The 19,253-nt window shown below is 42.9% G+C and carries 13 protein-coding genes and 1 tRNA gene; 5 read left to right on the top strand and 9 right to left on the bottom strand.

Features of this window, described 5'->3' with window-relative positions; genetic code table 11:
- Positions 1 to 624: 624 nt before the first annotated feature.
- The 3 genes from JF50_RS16660 to JF50_RS16650 all read right to left on the bottom strand — a co-directional run bounded on the left by JF50_RS16660 (position 625) and on the right by JF50_RS16650 (position 4,899).
- A complete protein-coding gene (locus JF50_RS16660; RefSeq protein WP_039611013.1) occupies positions 625 to 2,277 on the bottom strand; it encodes a hypothetical protein in 1,653 nt (550 codons plus the stop codon).
- A gap of 62 nt (positions 2,278 to 2,339) precedes the next feature.
- Positions 2,340 to 4,217, bottom strand: coding sequence for an alkaline phosphatase PhoX (locus JF50_RS16655; protein WP_039610531.1), 1,878 nt, complete (start codon positions 4,215 to 4,217; stop codon positions 2,340 to 2,342).
- Between the two features lie 142 nt (positions 4,218 to 4,359).
- Complete coding sequence (locus JF50_RS16650; protein ID WP_039610530.1) at positions 4,360 to 4,899, bottom strand: lipocalin family protein; 540 nt, start codon at positions 4,897 to 4,899, stop codon at positions 4,360 to 4,362.
- 128 nt (positions 4,900 to 5,027) lie between these two features.
- Here JF50_RS16650 and JF50_RS16645 point away from each other — a divergent pair, with 128 nt between their 5' ends.
- The gene (locus JF50_RS16645) at positions 5,028 to 5,570 is read left to right on the top strand and encodes a DUF6942 family protein (RefSeq protein WP_052262377.1); all 543 of its coding nucleotides are present in this window, start codon (positions 5,028 to 5,030) and stop codon (positions 5,568 to 5,570) included.
- On the opposite strand, the gene JF50_RS16640 is transcribed toward JF50_RS16645, so the two are convergent.
- From JF50_RS16640 to JF50_RS16625, 4 genes are read right to left on the bottom strand one after another with little or no spacing between them, the layout of a single operon-like run.
- Entirely contained in the window at positions 5,571 to 6,242 is a 672-nt protein-coding gene (locus tag JF50_RS16640; RefSeq protein ID WP_039610529.1) for a class I SAM-dependent methyltransferase, read from the bottom strand.
- Positions 6,243 to 6,253: 11 nt separating this feature from the next.
- Positions 6,254 to 9,907: an AAA family ATPase gene (locus tag JF50_RS16635; RefSeq protein ID WP_039610528.1), complete on the bottom strand. Its 3,654-nt coding sequence runs from the start codon at positions 9,905 to 9,907 to the stop codon at positions 6,254 to 6,256.
- Positions 9,904 to 11,124, bottom strand: a complete 1,221-nt coding sequence (locus tag JF50_RS16630) for an exonuclease SbcCD subunit D (protein ID WP_039610527.1) — start codon at positions 11,122 to 11,124, stop codon at positions 9,904 to 9,906. Before JF50_RS16630 ends, JF50_RS16635 begins: the two co-directional genes overlap by 4 nt.
- A gap of 55 nt (positions 11,125 to 11,179) precedes the next feature.
- On the bottom strand, positions 11,180 to 11,416 hold the full coding sequence (locus JF50_RS16625; RefSeq protein WP_039610526.1) for a hypothetical protein: 237 nt from the start codon (positions 11,414 to 11,416) through the stop codon (positions 11,180 to 11,182).
- Positions 11,417 to 11,918: 502 nt separating this feature from the next.
- Here JF50_RS16625 and JF50_RS16620 point away from each other — a divergent pair.
- Positions 11,919 to 12,437 carry a DUF6702 family protein gene (locus tag JF50_RS16620; RefSeq protein WP_039610525.1) on the top strand — a complete coding sequence of 173 codons (519 nt, stop codon included), beginning with the start codon at positions 11,919 to 11,921 and terminating at the stop codon, positions 12,435 to 12,437.
- 245 nt (positions 12,438 to 12,682) lie between these two features.
- On the opposite strand, the gene JF50_RS16615 is transcribed toward JF50_RS16620, so the two are convergent.
- Complete coding sequence (locus JF50_RS16615; RefSeq protein ID WP_039610524.1) at positions 12,683 to 14,122, bottom strand: metallophosphoesterase; 1,440 nt, start codon at positions 14,120 to 14,122, stop codon at positions 12,683 to 12,685.
- Positions 14,123 to 14,220: 98 nt separating this feature from the next.
- Complete coding sequence (gene rtcR, locus JF50_RS16610) at positions 14,221 to 15,822, bottom strand: RNA repair transcriptional activator RtcR (RefSeq protein ID WP_039610523.1); 1,602 nt, start codon at positions 15,820 to 15,822, stop codon at positions 14,221 to 14,223.
- A 310-nt stretch (positions 15,823 to 16,132) separates the two neighbouring features.
- Here rtcR and JF50_RS16605 point away from each other — a divergent pair.
- The 3 genes from JF50_RS16605 to JF50_RS16595 all read left to right on the top strand — a co-directional run bounded on the left by JF50_RS16605 (position 16,133) and on the right by JF50_RS16595 (position 19,253).
- A tRNA-Leu gene (locus tag JF50_RS16605) sits at positions 16,133 to 16,204 on the top strand.
- Between the two features lie 201 nt (positions 16,205 to 16,405).
- Positions 16,406 to 18,034: a slipin family protein gene (locus JF50_RS16600; protein ID WP_200890421.1), complete on the top strand. Its 1,629-nt coding sequence runs from the start codon at positions 16,406 to 16,408 to the stop codon at positions 18,032 to 18,034.
- Positions 18,027 to 19,253: an RtcB family protein gene (locus JF50_RS16595; RefSeq protein WP_039610522.1), complete on the top strand. Its 1,227-nt coding sequence runs from the start codon at positions 18,027 to 18,029 to the stop codon at positions 19,251 to 19,253. Before JF50_RS16600 ends, JF50_RS16595 begins: the two co-directional genes overlap by 8 nt.

Here is a 19,253-nt window from a genome sequence, read left to right as displayed (position 1 = left end):
CCAAATACTGCCACTCCAAGCTCTTTTTCTCGCCACTTCATTACCTAATGTTAGTAAAAATGTGATCTCAGAACTATTTTCATTATCTTCAGCTAGTAAAAACCTGATCTATATTTTAAATACCACATGCACAGTTAGTAAAATGCTGATCTGTCTAAAGTAACTTGGTAAAAATATGATCTCTGTAGACTAAAGATAAACCCTGTGTTAGTAAATTCCTGATCTATAAAAACCAACCAAAAGGGCAAGGCATTGAAAAGTAGTAATTTTATTTTCCAATGTGTGACTAGAACACAAAATATCTGAATAAGTTAGTAAAATAGTGATCTACTAAATATCGATGCAAATTTTTACTAAGTAAGCGTTGCTCAAGTTAGTAAAAAAGTGATCTATACGACTTGCACTTAGTAAAAAAGTGATCTCAAAATAAAAAAGCACATTCAGAGCAACAAACACTCTAAGAACCTGCAAATATGAGCTGTCAGATGTCACTTTAAAGATAGATGTGGACTGACTTCAATCTAAGTAGGTAAAATCATGATCTGTAGGGACAAACAACATATACATCCGGGAAAGTAAGCCTATTTACCTATTTACGTCCCCGGATATAGCGGTTTAAAGCAACTAGTTTTTAGACCAATCTAATTGCATATCCCATTTAAATTGCTTGTCTTGCTGCAATGGCGCTTGTGAATCATCCACTCTTTCAAGTACATTTTTCGCTTTTACCAGAGTCGCATCACGGCCAAATAAATAGCTTTGCTCCCTGACGATGGTCAGATACGCCTTATTTAAAGCCAAGGCTCGCTCTTTTGATGGTGTTATCAGCTCATACAGGTTCACGGCTTTTTCAACTTTTTGCATATCGACCTTGCCCCCTGTGAACCATTTTCGAAGCATTTCTTTATTTTGACGAAATTCATCCCCACCGCCCACTCGAGACATATAAGTAAAGAATTCACCTTGTTCTTCACCCACGTTAGGCACATCCGTTTGCGCTTTTAAATTGATGTAACCCCAGCCAGCTGCACCCTCAACCTTACGCGCAAATGAAAAGGTTTGATCATATGTTGCCCCCACCGTTTTATGACACCCATTACAGAATGCCAATTCCTGTGCGTGTTGCGGACGAAGTGCACCTTGACTGTCTTCAATATAACCATTGATTGTCCAGCCAAATGTATTATTCACGCCTTTATCACCGATATAAAGTGTTACAGGCAATTTCTCGAATTCTTTTTCTTTGGCTTCACGGTAATATGAGCCTGCAATTTCTTGTTTTGACTTGAAGTTATGCTTCTTCATATAACGTAACTCTTTCAACCTAGGGGCGTTATAAATCTTACCTTGTTTATCCACCCCCAAGTATCGTACCGTATGCAGGAACTCCGTGCCCTCAGGATATAGCATATAAGCCAACTCATCACGTGCATCACCCACATAACGCGCCTGTTTCGTAATGTGAGTTATCTGGCCTAACTGGCCATCACCATTTAAATCTTGACCAACCACTCGCTCTGAAATCAAAGGCACGGAGATCACTTCCAAACCTTTAACAGCCAGTTCAGTTAAACTCAAATTAGCAAGGTATACATCTTTACTATATAGACCATTTACCGTTTGAAAAGAGCGAGGAAGCCTTATCATGACATCCCCAGTCGAGCCATTAGTTGGCCAAAATGTACTTGGGAAAGGCTTGTAGTTAAATGCAACCCAACCACTACCATCGCGTGCAAAACCTTGCTCATCAAACGCTTTTTCTGGAAAAGCCAAGTTTGCAAGGGGTGTCACTTCACCGTGCCAATCATTGCGCTTCGCCATTTTCTCAATGAAAGGGGTGTAATTATCCTGCTCTACCCAGTTAGTAATTTCTTGATCTGAGATCCCTTTTATTAACTCAGTGCGGTCGATAAAGAGGTTTTTCCAATGGTTTTTTAGACCAAGATCTGAAAATGCATAGTCGCCTTGTAAATCTCCATCTTTCATCACATTTGGGCGCGCCTTTTCGTCATGATATGACTGATGGCAAGCATAACACGGGTTATTGACTCCATCCGTCTTCGTATAACACTGTGGTGGAATAACCGACTCAGGGTTGTATACCTCACCATGCGCTAAATAGGCTGTTGCAGGGATCTCATCGCCAGTACGATAAGGCGCTGTATGGCTTGGTTGCTCAGCGCTAGTTGGTAAAATTTTGCTCCGTTCAAGTATATCGGAGCAACCACTCAATGCCATGGTCAAAGCCACGGTCGAAATAAGTAACGGGTATTGCATTTGTATGACTTCCATTTTTAGTGCCAAAAAAGCGGTGCAAAGCACCGCCTAGTCGTTAGTTTTTATTCTGATTTTGGGTCATACATCCACAAGGTATTATTGTATTTCCAATCCGCACTGTGATCTTCACCAATCAATATACGTCCATCGCGCATAACGATCACATTGTCTGGTTGTGCCAATAAGCTGGCGTCGCAACGCTCACTTTCATAAAGTGACGAGCGATACGTCGATCCCATTACCACAGGTTCAATGCGCGTTAAGCTATAATTATTGTCGATATGAGCACGATAAACACCACCACAGCTCAATACACGAGACGACAATTGAATATCGCCTTTATCATCGACCATGGTTTTATTGATGTCAGCAATTCCGATATATAGGTAGGCTTTATCTACCACTTCACCTTCAATCATATCCTGTCCAGTGATCGCCTCAAGAACACGGTCATGATTAATTGCCAACCCTTCTAGCTTTCGCCACTCCGCTGTTGCACCTTTTAAGCGTGCAGCCTGACGAGACTCTAAGAATGCCACGCGATTATCCATTGGCTTACCCGCAGTAACGGGTGAGCCACCTTCCTCAGCAGTCGGATAAGTCTGTTTACCATCCGCCCACGCTTGTACATCGGCCATGGCAATGTAATTCGTTTTGCCATCCACATATGCATCAGGCGTGATGCCATCATACTCTTCAATCCACTCCAAGATCGCTGCATTCGTACCTGAGGCAATTTCCACCCACTCAATGTCAAACCCAGTAACAGCAGGATCATTTAACCCTTTGTCTTGAGTCAATTTTGCACCATATAAAGTACCTGCGCTTAAGTCTTCCGCCGTGTCAGCTACAAACTTGAACAGCACACCACCTGTATCATCTTGTGAAGAATACACAGTGCGTCTATCAGGCATAACAACCGCGTTCTCATGTTCGTAACGACCGATGGTGTAGTGTTTTTCTACAACAGGCTTATCTGCTAATGGTGATTTAACTTCTGCGATATAGCCATAACGGTATGGGTTTGGTGATTCAGGTGCTAAAAAGTCTCTAAATTGCGTGAGGCGTGAATTCACCTCAGGTGCATTCCACTCAGGGTTTGTCGTCGTATCCACTTCTGAATTTACGATCCACTCTTCTGACGTTAAGGGCGTGCCCCAAGGAGATACCGAACCAAAGCAATTCGCTGCTGTGCCTTTGACAGCATCAAAGTCCAGCATCATGGCTTCTTCTACATTCCACTTACCACTGTCGCTTTTCGACATTTTTAAGCGGCTCATTCCACCGGGATAATCTTCCCAGTTAGTAAATAAATAGCCTGTTGATTCAGACTCAAAAATGAAACCGTTAAAATCTGGCATATCATTCTTAATGATTTCATCACCGGAAGTCATGCCGTAAATCACGCCTAAACCGCCAGCTAACCCCTTATCACCAAGGTCGGAAAACTTATCTCCAGTCTGACCCAATATTTGATATTGACCAATTGCGGTTACCACGGTTTGCTTTTCATAATCACTAGAATGAAGCGGCGCATCAACCAAATTGCGTGGTAATTCATTGAAGTTCACCCCTGTAAGTACACCGACAGTGCCGGTGTTGAATGGGCGCTTGTTGAAGTTATCTTCAGCAGTATTGCTGTCGCTTGGATGCTGGGCATTAAAAAACAAGTCACCTTGCTCAGTTAAAAATATTCCCGTTACCTCTGAGCCAGTAGGCACTGTTGCAATACGCACCAAACCTGTCCCTGTGTTTAGGTTAGGTTGTGCATTCTCACCATCTTTACCGTCTGCACCATTGGCCCCGTTTTCACCAGCTGAACCAGACTCGCCCTGAATACCTTGCTCTCCCTGAACACCTTGTGCACCATCATCACCATCACATGCTGTTAATGCCAAAGCGACGGCAGTGGCAATTAACGAATAGGCTATGCGCTTCATTTTATTACTCCGATTAGTTTGTTGCTACATTGGGTTTTTATAAGCGCAACTAGCCTGACCGGAAGTAATGACAATTAAGTTTATGAAATATTAATCTTTTTGGTCACTAACAAGACACTATTAATGTAACTGTAAAGGGGGATTACAGTGGCTCAACAGCTTGATGTTCCATATAAATCAACGCATCCACTGCATAGCCAAGTTTGTGTGCAGTCTCTTGAAAGTCTTGCAAAACCTCAGCAGGCACTTGCGGTGTTCGAGATAATAGCCACAAATAATCTTTATCGTAACTGGTCACATACGCGTATTGATAGTGTTTTTGGTCTAATTTAAAAATCACATAACTGCCGTAAAAAGGTCCGAAAAAAGAGACTTTTAAATGACCGGTACTTTCGTCAGACACAAATTTAGCCACGCCTTCGGCCTGCTTCCAACTTTTTTCATCCGTCACATACCCACGGTTAATCACCGCAACACTGCCATCTTGATTCAAAGAGTATGTTGCTGTCACATTTTTCATACCCCGCTCAAAACGATGATCGAGTCTCGCTATTTCGTACCACATGCCTTGATAACGCTGAAGATCAAAGTTTTTTACTGGCGCAACTCCCTCTGGTATTCCGGTACATGCGGACAAAATAACGAAGGAACTCAATACGCACACTTTTAAAAAATAATTCATTTTCAACACTCTGCTCCTATATCGTTAATTAGGCTGATACAATTAATATTGTGGTCTATACGACCTGTTCGCGCCACGCGATCTATTTGCTGGCATAATATTAAGTCATTGAAATTACTTTGCAGTTCATGAAAATACTAACTCACGGATTTGGCGCCTCACATGGCATTTTGGCTGTGTATGTCGAAAATAGCCCGAACCTTGTCAAATATAAAAATATCAATTATGTCATGCCATTACAGCCAGGAGAGATTGAGTATATCAACCAAGAATGTGGTAATGGGTGGCGAAAATTATTTAACGTGTATAGCAAATTTATTGCTGAGCTGCGGCATCCAGATCATCATTTTACTAACGGTGAACATGCTACCCAAACATGGCAACAATATCGAGACTCCACGTTACTCCAAGCTGGGTCGCAGGAAGCTTTGCTGTTTTCTCCTCCAGATTTGGCTCAAAAAAACTATCAGTGGCATATTATTGCTGGGCGCACCTATGCCAAGCAGCTCTTAAAAGATCACGATTTAACCCAGTCAATGGTGTGGTTAGATGAGGAGTTCGCCATAGATAGCATCAATAAAATCATCGTATGCCCTTACTTTGACTACCGCCAGCTCAGCAATATTAAAATCACTAAGCTGGTTGCGCTTATCAAAACTTACTTGAACTGATCAGGCATGTTTTTCCATGGTATAGGCGCTAAATCCTAGTGCCTTAAAATAGAGAGTAGGGGAGCCAAACCCAGTAAGGTGCGCCAATTTATGTAATCGAATATCTGCTACTGGGTAGAATGCTTCCTGAAAATTACGACACATCGTCTCCGCGCCCGCTTTTGATAGCCCAAGTTCAGCTTGGCAATACTGCAATTGGGCCGCGCGTTCAAAGCTTGTATCGGGTAGCATCAGATCGGCTAAAAACAGGTACCCGTTAGCACATAAGTTTGTACCAACTTGCTTCAAGAGCGCCGCTTTACCGCCATCATCTTTCACAAAATGCATGACCAAAATACATAAAGCGGCATCTGCTTGATATGTATTTTCTTCAATTGGACCATGATGAATGGTCACTCTGTCATTCAACCCCAAGTTAGTAAAATTTTGATCTGCAATGTCAAGCATATCAGCTGATACATCTTGTGCGATGAAACGCCAATGAGCATTGAGCTTAGCAAGTTCAATGACTTCTTTACCTGTACCAGCACCTACTACAAGTATCGTCGCTTCTTTTTCAAGCATTACACTTAGCTGTGCCGCAGTCGTATGATGCAGCAGCTCATACCCTGGCACAAGTTTGCCTATTCGTTTATCGTAGCTCAGGGCTTCGTCACCGGTGAATGTTGGCATAAATTTCCTCGTTAACTTTCCTTTGTTGTCACGGTAGAGTAACCGCCGGACTGTTTTTTAATCCTAATTTGTGTTGCAACCCGCTCGGTCATTTGCGCCACATGAGAGATCACCCCCACTTTTCTGCCTTGTGACTGCAATGCATCCAGCGCGTCCAGCGCAACACTCAATGTTTCTGGGTCGAGTGTGCCAAACCCTTCATCTATAAACAGAGAGTTGATTTGCACTTGGTTAGAAGATAGCGATGCAAGCCCTAATGCCAACGCAAGCGACACCAAAAACGACTCACCTCCGGACAAGGTGTTCACACTTCGCTGTTCATCAGCCATATCACGGTCAATAATCGCAATCTCCAGCGACTGACCAATGACAGTCAGGCGATAACGGCGCGACAAACTAGATAGGTGGTGGTTGGCATAATGCAGTAAAATCTTCAATGTTTGCGTTTGAGCCAAATTACGCATTGTTTTCCCTGTCGCATCCCCCAGCAATCGATTCAGTAAATGCCAATGCTCATAGTCAGCTTGCATTTGCTGCAATACACCTTGTTGCGATTTAAGCTTTTCAGCGTTATCTCGATGAGTTTGCAGTGTCACAGACACCGTAACGATATGTGTTTGCAGCTCGGCCTGTTGTGCATTGACATCCTTCAATGCGGCCGTAATCTCTGAAAGTAAATGCTCGGGTTTAGCATGCTCTAGATGCTCAGCGAGATTGCTTTTTACATGCGCTAACTGTGACTTGGTCGTATCACGCTGCTGCTCTAGCAGCTTGGCTTGCTCTATCAAAGGCTGCCATATCGCAGGCTGCCAATCCAACAGTTCTTCAACCAACACTTCTGTCAGTACGGGATGTTGCTGTTGTGCGTGCGTAAACCAATCTAAAAATCGCAGTTGGTTTTCTTCTAGGGTGCTCTGGTATTCGGCTACCTGCTGATTCAAATGGGCCTGGCGCAGTACTTTCTCGTCATGCTGCTTATGTAACTGCGCAAGTGTATCTTTGTGAGATTGGATTTGTTGCCGTATAGCAGAGACCCCATCTTGCAGCTGCTGGTGCCACTGCTCTGGCGTCGTATCCAATGCCAATAATGCACTACGCTGTGTCTTTGCATGCTCAGAAAGCTGTTGATGCTCACTCAACTGCGCATTTAAGCTGTCTAATTGCTGCCTTACTTTATCGAGTAGGGCTTGCGTAGTCTGTTGCTGTGGTATGCACTGCTCAATACTTTTAACCACTTGCGCGTAAAGTTCTTGTTGAGTATTGAGCACATTCACTTGCTCAGACAATATATTAACGGCAGATTCAGGCGCATTCGTAAACTGTGTGAGCCACTGTTCATCATCGTAAACTTCGGCAACTCTTTTGCTCAATTGCTCGCAAGATTGAATAAGCTCATTATCCCTTTGATTTAATGTCGTTTGTGATTGCTCAATAGCCTGAAGCTGCTGCTGCTGATGTGTCAAACTACTTTGTAAAGTGTGGAGCTGTTGTTGACTTTGTTGTAGTACTTGAAACTTCTGCTGCTGAGTTTTACTCAGCTCACTGTACAAAGCTAACTGCTCATCAATTAAACGCAGCTGCTCTGCGTGTTGATCCACGTGTCGAAGTGATTCAGGCAATTCATCCAGTACTGCTTGATTAACTTGCTGTTTTTTCATCAGCTGTGCTTTTTGTTGCAATGCAGCTTGTAACTGGCCGTTAATTTGCTCAAGGTGAGACACGACCTCATGATAGCGAGCTTGTGTTTGCTGGCGTGCTTTTTCTGCGGCCTGATATTGGCTAGTAAAGTCTCGGATCAATTGCTGCCAGTGGCTGTCGATGTGATCTACGCGGTAAGGATGCTCCGTAGCACCACATACCATACACTCTTTACCATGCTCTAATTGTCCACGTAAGGCACTAATATTATCACTGGCACGTAACTTTACTTGATGCAAGTTTTCCTGCGTTAAGTTCAATTGCTGACGAGTTAGTTCATCCTGATGTTCAGCGTCTTTTCGCTGCGATTCTGCACTATGTTGTTGATGTCGGAGACCATCAATTTGCGCCTGTAACTGTACTAACTCATCATTTAATAGATGTTGCTGGTCAAGCGCTTGTTGCGCTTTATTTAGCTGTGAGCGCCGAAACTGCAATTTTTCATAATCTAATTCGCCCAAACTATGTTGCAGTTGACTCACCTCCGCTTGAACCGCATTCACCTGCTGCTCAAGATTCATACACTTTGGCTCAACTTGCATAACAGCTTGAAGTGCCGTTTGATGCTGCGCCTGAAGTGCAGATTGCTCGGTCAATAACGCTTGCCTATCACTGTGCTCACGTAAATACTGTTGAAGCACTTCAAAAGTTTGCGGCCACGATGCACACAAAGATATCAGTTGGGGTGATTGTCTTAGCTGCGCATCAAGCTGATTTTTTTCAGTTTCAAGCGCTGCCAATTGCGTTTGCAGGGTCTGTTGGCTCTGCACATATTGCTTTTCTAATGCCTGTTGCTGTGCAACTTGCTCTTTGAATTGAGCTGCAAGTTTAGTGTGTTCATTACCTACTTGGTCGAGCTCTCTGACCTTTGCAATATCTGGCTGGTGCTTTTCTAACAAGGCTTCTGCACTCGATAGCTGTGCAATATTGGCCTGTACCACTTGCTCTTGTGCTGCAATATCACTTTGCAAATCTTGGGCTGCCAGTGCTTTTAAATCTTCTTGTGCACGTGCAGTATTCACCTTTAGTTGCTTCGCTTGTATACGATTATCTGCTATCTGCTGAGTTAACAGCGCTAAATACGCCCGCTTAAATTCTTCGCTACGGCCGGTAAGTAGTGCTTCTTGATCTGAGAGATTGCCCGTCAAAACCGTGATTTGTCGTTCTAATTTCGATTTCGCCGTGTACCACCCTAGATGCAGGTCCAGTTCTTTTGCTTTTACCTGCAGCTGGTTTTGTTGCTGCTGTAACTCAGTCAATTGACCTTCCTTTAAAGCCAAATCATCGTCACTGAGCAGTTCAATGTCACCGAGTTTTTGTTTAAATAACGTCAGTGCTTCAGACTTTTGTTTATGAAACTCAAAAATCATTTTACCGACTCGGCTAAACTGTTCAGTCGCAGTCAAACATTCCAACAATTGTGCTCGTTCGTCAGCGTTGGCTTTTAAAAATGCGGCAAAATCATGTTGAGCCAGCAATACTGCGCGGGTAAATTGTTCAAAGTTTAAGCCAATTAACTGCAGTAACTTTTGCTTCGCATTAGACTTTTGCGCCAACACGTGTTCACCAGACGCATCTAATAAAACAAGCTCCGCTTCTTTAATACGGCCATCGATTTTATTGCGGGCGCGGGCTACTTGCCAACGGGCAGTGTATTGCTCACCATCTTGGGCGACAAAGCCAACTTGTGCATAACCTGAAACAGTTCCTCTTCGCAATAGATGCCGTGGGTCGCTGAGCTTAATTTCATCGCCATTAAATGCGACTTTATTCTTTGAATCAGACTTCAGCCGCGCAGTTTTGCCGTAAAACGCGAGGCAAATGGCATCCAATAAGGTGCTTTTACCCGCTCCGGTTTCACCCGTAATAGCAAACAATCCGGTGTTTTTTAAAGGGACGGCGTTAAAATCAATGTGCGCTTCTGGCAAAGAGGCTAAGTTTTTAACCTCAATTGTGAGGATCCTCATAATTCCCCCTGCTCATTCAATGCAACCAATACGGTCTCTAAGCAAGCTTGTAATTCTTGTGGCAACGCAGATTCCTTATCTATTTGTTCTTTATAGGCCAACTCCAGCAAAGTGAGAGGGGCAAGGTCATTGACTTTACTTAAGTCCTCAAACAACACAGCGCTTTCATTGTCTGCCACCTGTGATACACGCTCTATTCCGCAAAAATGAACGCGTTTATCTGCCAATGCCTGTTCAATTTTATGACGAAATTGGCTATCGGTTTCATTGGCGTTCAAGCGTAACCTTAAATAAGGTTTTGGCATGATACTATCCGCAGACAACTCTAATTCTTGAATCGCCTGGCAAAGGTCTTCTAATGTCGCTCCTCCTTGCGCTGGTAATAAAATCACTTCCTTATGTCTCGGCACATATCTCGGTGTGATTTCTATTACTTGCTTACCAGAAAACTCCACCAGCAGTACCTGATGTTTATAATTACGCTCGGAAAACGACATAGGAAAAGGCGTACCACTGTATCGAATCGCATTATTGCTCGCTACTTTTTGTGCTTTATGCAAGTGGCCGAGTGCCACATAATCTGGCGTATCCCCAAATACATCAGCGTGAATAGAATCAAACCCACCAATGGTTATATTACGCTCAGAATCTGAAGAAATATCCCCGCCTTTGGCATGTAAATGACCCATAGTGATCACTGGAAGTGACGTGTCGCTTATCTGCTCATACGCAGACTGATAAGCCTGCTGCACAGCTTGTGCGTAACCAAAGTCGTCGCTGTCAACTTGAGTCATATCAGCACTGCGTAAAAAAGGCATCGCCACCACATACACAGCACCTGCTCGCGTTTCTATCAACTTTACAACATCTTCAGGTGCATATTTGTCATACCTGCCAACAACATGCGTATCAAATTGCTGTAATAATGGCTTTGCGGTTTCAATACGATTGGCGGAGTCATGATTGCCGGCAATAATCACAATATGTATATGCGGTGAAACAGACTTTACATGCTTAATGAATGTATATAATTGTTGCTCAGCGGCCGCTGGCGGGGTAGCTGTATGGTAAACATCGCCGCTGATAACAAGCAGGTCAGCATCGACTTCTACCAACTCTTGGGTGAGCCAGTTTAAAAAAGCCTGATGTTCTTCAAATCGATTATGTTCGTAAAATTGTTGACCGAGGTGCCAGTCCGACGTGTGTACAACCTTCATACAGCGTTCCTTTCCTAATTAGGAACGCTAATATAACATTGCTTGGGCCTATTTATTAATAGCTCAATCGCCACCAAGCGAAAATTAATAGCGGTAACACCAAAAGGAGTAACATTGGTGCTCTATACAGCTTATTTTGCTTTGCTTCTAAGCGTTTAATTGCAGCACGCTCATTACATGCGGCTACTTTATCAACGTAACAATAGCCATCTTCTATGTACGCTTTACAATTTTGTTCGTCAGCAGGTATCGCTACAAGCTTCTCTTGTTTTTTTAGTATGTAAAAGTCCATACTGCTCACCACATTTTTTTCTATAAACGGGTATTAATCAATGAGCAAAACTAACGCCAGTTTTACCCAAAATAAGGAAGAGCGCGATTTTAATGATAAATAATGCCAAATATCAACAGTAAACTTGAGGTTTTTAAATTTTTTTTCAAAATAGAGACAATAAATACGAAAAATGCACACTTGGCATACAATTAAAATTGTCATTTTTTCATCGCTTTCGGCCCTCGTTATAGCCTATCGGATTGAACTGAACAATTTCTGAACCAAGCATTCATTCATACAATTTATTACAAATAGAATTAATGTATTGATATATATAAAGTTAAATAAACAAAACCAATAAAATTATGATATAACAACACATAAAAAGGGTCAAAAAAACATCATTTCACTTGCAACATATTGGAAAAAAACACAATAATCCTCTCATAAACACAAAAAATACAGTACACTATATGTAAGTGAGTATACACTATCACTTTCCGTATAAGGAGTTGGATTTATGAGAACTTGGCTTTTTGCCGGGCTCAGCTTAGTTTGGATAACACCAGCGCAGGCACACAAGTTAAAAGTATCTTTAGCAACAGCAAAAATATTGCCCGAGAGTGGGCACATCCAAATAGAATACCGTTTTCATATGCATGACCTAGAGCATGCCGTGGTACATCTATTTAGTGATTCAAAAAATATTTATCAAGACAAAAAAGTACAACAGCAATTTTCTGAGTACGTATACACTCACACCTCATTGAGGCGTTTAAACGGCCAAGCGTTGGCTTTATCAGAGCCCACCTTTGAAGTCGATCGCAAATATTTTAGAGTGTATCAAGATGCACAGTATGAAAAAGATGCGCCACTACTGGGCTTGCAAATGCGACATGGGACGTTAAGGGATGTTTGGCCTGAGCAAATTAATTTGGTCAACTTTAGAGGGATGGGACCTGTCAAAACACTGTATTTTGATCAAGATGACAACTGGCTAAAGGTTCAGTTTGATGAACAAAAACCCCATACTCAATAACCTTGGTTTTTGTCCTAGTCTATCGTTCGATAGCCTTTGCAAGGTGCAACGTTAAAGTTAACTTAAATAGTAACGCCACATGTCGAGGGTTTTGAAAAAGTCACCCATGTTTACACCTTGTTCGAGCTCAGTGACTAATGACCCTAACTATCATAAACGCACAAGCAATGACGCCTTAATCCGTGGTTAAGTCGGCGCGACGTTAACTCCATCCATCACGCCACACTTAATTATACGCCTCTCACTCATTGACAAACTTGTTCATTTCGAGCCGAAAACTGCGAGTCACAGCGTAAAAATGCTTCACCTTGCTCATCGAAAAAGCGTCCATACCATCCAGAATAACGATCTAATTCCAGTTCTAAAAAGCCAAACTTGGCTTGTTCGTTGCCATTGGCTTCTAACCCATCGACAACAGCCTCAAAGCTCGTATAGGGTAGCTCCTCGCTCAAGCTAACCCCACTATTTCCAATCACTATTTGTGGTGGACGTTTGTATTGCTTATCAAAACTCAATGACTGATAAATATGCATATGACCCGATAATGCCAAAGCGACTTGTTGCGGAAGATGTCCAAGTGGTGTGTCAGCTAGCGCCCGCTGCAACATAATATTTAACGTATTGTCAGTTGCTACATTGTTCACCCCCCACAGCGGCCTGTGTGTTACCGTCCAAATCGGCTTATCTGGATATTTACTTGCAAACTTCTGTAAAGACTCATACTGACTCTGAAATTGTGCAGTAAGTGCATTAGAAAACCGATCATCACATGCATTGGCCGAATCCTGTACCCAAATATTCATTTTTTCAAGCTTCAGCATGTATGGATCTATCATCGCAATGGCAGAAGCTGCTGAATTAAGAGGCTGAGAAAAGTTGCCTTGTGCTGGGCACGCACGTTGGGCTATGCCTTGCTCCAAACCGGACCCAGGACCAAAAAAGTAAAACCAACCAAGCCCTGCACGGCTACATAACTCATGATTTCCCCTTGCAAAGACCCAAGGTGCCTTAGTCAGAATAGCGTCCGCAGCGCTGAAAAAATCAGCTCGCCAAGCGCGCCACGTGTCTGGTTTTGGGCTACCTTGTGCGTTTTGACTATAGTAGGTTTCCTCTAACCCACAGGTTTTTCCACCATAGCCTCCATCTCCTGCATCGTAAGCATAAACACCTTTACTGATACTGCCGCTGGTACCTCTATAATTGTAATCCCCCATATGTAGGATCAGGTCAACATCGCGCTTAGACCCTTGAGAGATCAACGTTTTGAACGGCTCCGCGGGCCCATTGCCATCACATACATGTGATTTACAGCCAGAGTCACCATAGACTTGAATACGCTTAGGGTTGAGTGTCATTGCATCAAACTGCAGTTCGGTGCCACCGACCTGATATGCAATACCGGCCTGCACGGCAGATTCACACACTGTAATTGGAAAATTTTTACCGGGGTGGAAAGCACGGATTTTCATTTGACTGCGCTCTCCACTTTCGCTTTCAAGTAAAGGGCACACTTGATCTTTACTCTGCACACCCGGAATGATGGCACGCACATAAATCAGTGTTTCACCTGATTTACTGGGGGCCAGCATTGAATAAGCCGTGATCACTTCGGCTTTTTTTATTGGCTTTGGACTACTGCAACTGGCCAATACCAACAGCCCACACAATATACTCACAACTCGCATTGTCGTTTTCCTTCTAGTTTGCGTCACTAATTCCTTGTTTAGTGTAGTAAAAACTCTGTAAAGGGCTATTACAGACAATTACCTACACGGACAACGCATTATTTGCTGGCTGCAATATCTCGCCACTTAATACCAAACTTTGCTAAGTACTTTTGCAATCGACTGGAATCGTTAATGGTGGCTTTTTGCGTTCTACTGACATCAAATAACACGCGCCCCGCAGCTGCCATACTAGGGCTTTGCAAACAAACGGTGACGACATACTCTAATTGTTGGCGATCAAATGCATCTAAATGTGCGATTTGCTCGTCGCTCAGAATAGAAATTAAGCAAGAACTGTGCTTGTTAGGCTGATGTATTTGCCAATCACTTTTTAGTCTCGCAATTTCCTCAGTCACATCAGTCGTGCTGATCCTAGAAGTGTCAGCAAGTGTAGCAAGGCGGATCATTGACGATCCCAGATCTCTAAAGTTACCTTGCCAAGTTGCCAGCTCACTGTGGGCAAATTTAAGATATGCTAAACGCGCTTCCTTATTGAAGCGAACGCGACGGCCATACTCTTGGCTATATTTATCCAACTCAAAGTCTATATTGGCATCGATATCTTCACGCCGATCCTTCAGAGCAGGCAAGTGATAAGTCCATAAATTGATACGGGCCAATAAATCCTCTCTAAAAGAACCATCAGCAACACACGCGCTTAAATCTCGATTGGTGCCAGCAATTAATTGAAAATGGCTGTGGCTCTCTTGATCGCTACCAACAGGGTAGAACTTTTTATTTTCAATTGCATGAAGCAACATTGCTTGTTCCTCTAACCCCAGCTCTCCAACCTCATCAAGAAACAACAACCCTTTATTCGCCGCTTTTAAAAACCCTTCACGTGCTTGCAACGCGCCCGTAAACGCCCCCTTAGTATGACCGAATAACGCCGCCATGGCATTTTCACCCTTTAAAGTCGCACAGTTAACCACAACGAGGTCACCTTGAAGGGTATTACGCTGCTTCTTCAATTGATAAATCCGGTCAGCCAATTGGCTTTTTCCAGCACCAGTTGGGCCCATGAGTAAAATTGGCGCACTTGAGCGTATAGCCACTTTTTCTACTTGAGAAATTAAACGGTTAAATGCTAAGTTTTTTGTTTCTATGCCGCCTTTAAGAAAACTCTCACCCTGTTGGCGCTCGATATCAAACCGCTGCGCTAACTGATCATACTTAGACAGATCTAAGTCTATAGTATGCAATTGACCGACAGATTTATTGTCATTGCTTGGATCAGGAGATGTTTGTACTAATCTACCTGGAAATTGGCGACTCTCGGTGAGTAGATAGCTACAGATCTGCGCCACATGCGTCCCGGTTGTAATATGAAACAAGTACTCCTGATGGTCTAAATCAAACTCAATCGTTTGGCAAAAGTCATACAATTTGGCATACACCTCACCAAAATCCCATGGATCATCAAAGTTAACCTCAACCAATTGTACGGATGTTTCAGGCGATACCGTCTCCATGTCCACCGCGACATTATGAGCAAGCCGCAGACTGCGCGAACCATGCAATAAATACAGCTTATTAATAATGAGGTTTTCTTGGCTCACCAAGGATACATTTGGCCGCCAACGGTGCCAACGATCAACTCGCTTACCCACAAAATCTAACTGAGTGCCTAACAAACTTACTACTACAACTTCCTTCAAAACCTATATCCAAATAGATACAAAATTATAATTATGGAAACATTTTAGAGAAAAAAGAACAAGTAAAAATTAAAAAAGAAACAACCAAAATAAATTTTTAATCGTTATAAAACAACAAGTTAAAAACAAATCTTACATTTATTTTAAGCTTGGCACGTACCTTGGAATAGTAACCTCGTAGCATGATGTCGTGTTTCGAGATAACACAACGGTGCGACTTACTCTGTAAGCACGTATTCCGATATTGGCTACCTCAGTCAAGAGACTGATTTGGATAGCACGCAAGTGCGGGGTTCAACTCCCCTTATTTGATAGATAGCTCAACGGTAGAGCAGCGACTTAGGTTCGTGGGTTGCGGGTTCAAATCCCGCTCTAATCACCAAAAATTAAATTCATCTCATGATGATGTAAAAAATATTTGAGCTAAATAGCTCATCACTTTGCAAGTAACCGCCGCTAACACTAAGGCAGTTTTTGCTAAGTAAACCCCGAGGTTGGCAAGCCGGATGCTCCCCAGCCACGCACTTACTTAGCCAAATTGTAGATAGCTAGTTGGCCGTTACGATGCTGTATAAGGAAAAAAATGAAATTTAGAAAACAACATATCGTGTCACCTACACAGCGCGTATTCGTATATAAAAATAAGCAATTTGAGCGCGTACTCGGCCCTGGTAAGCACAACTTTTGGGACTTTAATAATCAACTTGAGTTTGTCACTTACAGCATAGACTCATTATATTTTGCTGCGCCTGATGCGGTTCGCATGTACCACATGCACCCAGATCTTCATACACATATCAGTCATTTTAAACTGACCGAGCAAGAAGTCGGATTGTTGTATTTTAATGACACCTTAAAAGGGGTTGTTGCGCCGGGTGAGAGCTTATACCTTTGGAAAGATGCAGGTGAGATCCGCTTAGAGCGAATAGACATCAGTGAGCAGTTTTACGTGGAAGAAAGCACTCTAAAGCTCATCGAAAAAGCGGGGCTTAATCTCGCCTCAAAACTGATCAAAAGCCCGAAAACCATGGCATGTAAGCCGATTTATGAAATCACCATCGAACGTGAACACATTGGCTTTTTATTTGCCGATAACGAACTTGTTCGTGAGCTGCCAGCAGGTCGCTATGGTCTTTGGCAATTCAATCGTGACTTTGAATTACAAACCTTTGACTGTCGCACAATTTCGGCACAAGCTGGCGCACATATCTATGATAAACATAAAGAAGTCACAAGTATTTCTCATCAAGTACTGGGGCCTGAAGAAGTGGGACTATTGTATGTCAATCAAGTCTTAAAAGGCATTGTGCCACCAGGAGAGCACCTATACCTTTGGAAAGAGGCTGGTGATATCCATATGGAAAGGCTCGATATCAGTCACAATCTATATGTAGACGACAGCCTTTTGACAAGTATTAATCAATCTGGCCTCAACAACGCCAGTCAACTGTTTAAAGCACCAACAACACAAGCGAGTGCGCCAATTATAGATATATCGGTTGAAAGTGATCATATCGGACTTTTATATGTCAATAACACGCTGGTACGTGAGTTGCCACCGGGACAGTATGGATTATGGCAATTTAACCACAATATTGAATTGAAAATATTTGATTGTAGAACACAAATGCTAGAGGTATCTGGTCAAGAGATCTTAAGTAAAGACAGAGTGAGTCTGCGTATTAATTTAAGTGCGAGTATCCAAATTATTGATACCAAACTCGCCGCGCAAAGCGTTGAAGACATCGAATCATTTGCTTATAACGCTTTACAATTAGCACTCAGAGAGGCCGTAGGCACTCAAGACTTAGATGACTTGCTGCTTGATAAACTCTATATCAATGAAACCGTTAAAGAACTCGTTGATGAACGTTTAAATGCAGTAGGTGTTGAATTAAATCACGTGGGAATGAAAGACATTATATTACCTGGAGAGATGAAAACGATTTTAAATCAGGTTGTTGAAGCGCAAAAAGCGGCTGAGGCAAACGTGATAAAGCGCAGAGAAGAAACCGCTGCAACACGTAGCTTGCATAACACCGCAAAAGTGATGGAAAACAATCCCACTTTAATGCGACTAAAAGAGCTAGAGGCACTAGAAAAGATTGCTGACAAAATAGAGAGCTTGACCGTCTACGGCGGGTTAGATGGGTTAATGAATAACGTGGTAAACCTTGGGGATCAGCAAAAGAGGAGAGAAGCGCATGTGTAAGTCTCACTACGAAGTATTACAAACAGGCAATAAACACCCCATTAAGGCATGGACAAAAGGGGTGCCATTTGAAAATGCGGCAAAACAACAACTAGAAAATATTGCGGCGATGGACATCGTGCATAGTCACATTGCTGTGATGCCAGATGTCCACCTAGGCAAGGGGGCAACCATAGGAAGTGTGATCCCCTCTGTTGACGCTGTTATTCCTGCTGCTGTGGGCGTCGATATTGGCTGTGGTATGGTCGCAACCCGCACCACGCTAAAAGCAGCCGATTTACCCGACAACCTAAAATCTATTCGCAGTGCTTTTGAAGCAGCGGTGCCGCATGGACGCACAGCTAATCGCAGAAAGCGCGACGTAGGTGCTTGGGGGAATATTCCCAAGTTGGTCGAACAGCAATGGCTTAATTTAGAAGCTAGGTTTAATCAAATCTGTGCCAAGCATCCAGCGATTGCAAAAAGTAATCACATAAACCACCTAGGTACCATGGGCACAGGTAATCACTTTTTGGAGCTATGTATTGATGAAACTGAGCATGTTTGGATAATGCTGCACTCAGGCAGTAGAGGGGTCGGTAATCGTATCGGTACTTATTTTATAGAGCTCGCTAAAAAAGAAATGCAGCGCCACCAACAGCACTTACCAGATATGGATCTCGCTTATTTAAAAGAGGGAAGTACTTATTTTGATGATTACGTTGAGGCGGTAGAATGGGCGCAAGATTTCGCTGCAAAAAATCGTGACATTATGATGTTTAATGCATTGAAAGCACTGCGCTCTGAGATCCCTATTCAATTTGATACCATGGATGTTGCGGTTAATTGCCACCATAACTATATCTCTCGAGAAGAACACTTTGGTAAGCAGTGTTATGTCACTCGTAAAGGGGCTTTACGTGCAGAGCGAGGAGAAATGGGGATTATTCCGGGTAACATGGGCGCACGCTCTTATATTGTCCGCGGTTTAGGAAACCCAGATAGCTTCAATAGCTGTAGCCATGGTGCAGGACGTGTTATGTCTCGTACCAAAGCAAAAAAAGTGTTTAACATTGCAGATCAAGTCGCAGCGACCAAAGGCGTTGAATGCCGCAAAGATGAAGCCGTGATTGATGAGATCCCACATGCTTATAAAGACATAGATAAGGTGATGGCGGCGCAACAAGACTTAGTCGAAGTTGTACACACATTAAAACAAGTTGTTTGTGTAAAAGGGTAA

The sequence above is a fragment of the Pseudoalteromonas luteoviolacea genome, assembly GCF_000814765.1.
In the GTDB taxonomy this organism is placed as follows: domain Bacteria; phylum Pseudomonadota; class Gammaproteobacteria; order Enterobacterales; family Alteromonadaceae; genus Pseudoalteromonas; species Pseudoalteromonas luteoviolacea_H.
This window is presented reverse-complemented; position numbering and strand designations above follow the sequence as displayed.